The sequence below is a fragment of the Spiroplasma endosymbiont of Megaselia nigra genome (genome assembly GCF_003987485.1).
Classification (GTDB): Bacteria; Bacillota_I; Bacilli_A; order Mycoplasmatales; family Mycoplasmataceae; genus Spiroplasma.
In genome coordinates this window covers 1-1,668 of record NZ_RCOO01000226.1, presented here as the reverse complement: position 1 = coordinate 1,668, position 1,668 = coordinate 1, and the positions used below count along the sequence as shown (strand labels likewise).

General features: G+C 25.5%; 1 protein-coding gene. It reads left to right on the top strand.

Translation table 4 applies throughout. From position 1 onward, the window contains the following. Positions 1–75 precede the first annotated feature (75 nt). A partial coding sequence (locus tag D9R21_RS06320; RefSeq protein ID WP_148108870.1) for a hypothetical protein occupies positions 76–1,668 on the top strand: 1,593 nt, incomplete at its 3' end.

Below are 1,668 nucleotides of genomic sequence, written 5' to 3'. Positions count from 1 at the left end.
CAAACAAATCCGATTGATGTTAAAATTAAAAATTCTTAATAGTACTAAAAAATAGTACTTTTTCGTTTGATAGATATGCCAATTGGAACATCTAAAACAGCCCTTATTTATGCTGTTAAAAAAAATCCAACTAGATTGTCAATCCAACAACAAGAAAAAAGTTTTGGTTTACAGTTATTAGAATTTTTAGGAATTCAAGTTTTAGCTCTTGGTTTATCAGTTTTAACTGGTGGTATTGCTTCGGCTGTTGGTCTTGGTGCGGGATTATCTAATTTTGCCGCAGCATTTATATCATTTGGAGTAGAAACAGCAACCGATTTTGCCGTAAATCAAATATACGATAAATTAACATCAGAAGTGACAACAAAAAGTACTGCCCTAAATTTGTTACCAGCAATTGGTGGAATTGGTAAATTAACGCGTGCTGCTCGCATAACTAGAATTTTAAAATTAGCAAAAGAAACTAAACTACTTGAAAAATTAGGTGTAATAACTGCTAATAATTTAGAAGATGTTGTAAGGCAAGTTACGGGTAAAAAAATTTTATCTGATAAATTAATATTTGATTTTACAAAACAGGCTAATAACGAAACTTTATTATATACAATTGGTAAATTAGCCCAAAATGATTTTTATAAAGGTTTTAAAGTTTCTAAATTAGAAACAATTAATAATTTATTAAAAATTGAGAAAAATATTCAAAAAATAAGCGCTAAATTAGTTCAAAAAATACCACGCGTAAATGAAAAAAATGCTAATAAATGATTGTCTGAATATGGATTAAATGTTGATAAAATAAGCAAAATTAATACTAATGAGTGATATAACATTATGACTAATCTTCATAAAAAAGGTGTTGGTAAAAACCTACTATTAAATGCTAATTTAATGCGTGGTAGCAAAGTATATAATAATAAATTATTAAATATTTTGCACCAAACACCAATTAAATTAAATAAAATTTTAAATCATTTAAACCCAAATTTTTATATTCAAAAAGTAACTAAAAAATTATTAGCCCCAATTGAAAAACAAATAATTGCTATTAAACAAAAAGTAATTAATAAAATTACTAATAAAACTAAAAAAATATTATCTAAATTTGAAACTAAGGCTATTAAAAAAGGCCAATTATTACCTTTTGCCTATGGTTCTGATGTTTTTTTAGCAGTAAAAATTGTTCCATTATCAGTTACGGGCGAAGTTGCTTTAACAATATATTATAAAAATACGCAATATGCCCCTATTGTCGTTATGACAACTTTAATCAAAGCAGAACAGTTTGTTTTGGCTTCTGAACCGTTTAAATTCTATATGAACAGTGAGTGGTTTATTGGTTGGGGATTTAAAAAAACAAGTTTGTTTAATTTAGTTTCTTTTGCCCCACTTGCTTATCAGCAAGTAGTAAAAGATAGTTTTAAAATATATCGGATAATTGCTAAGATATTAAAAATGCAAGAACAATTTAAAAATAACTTTAATAAAGATAAATTTTTAAATACGCTAGAAGATAGTGCAATTACTAGTTTATTGGGTAATGGACTAGTATTTCAAACATATAAACAACTCAGAACAAAACAAGATTTAAACAAAACAATTAAAACAAAAACATTACTAAATAGTAAAAAATTTATATTAAAGAAAATATATTCTAAAAAAAGTAAATGA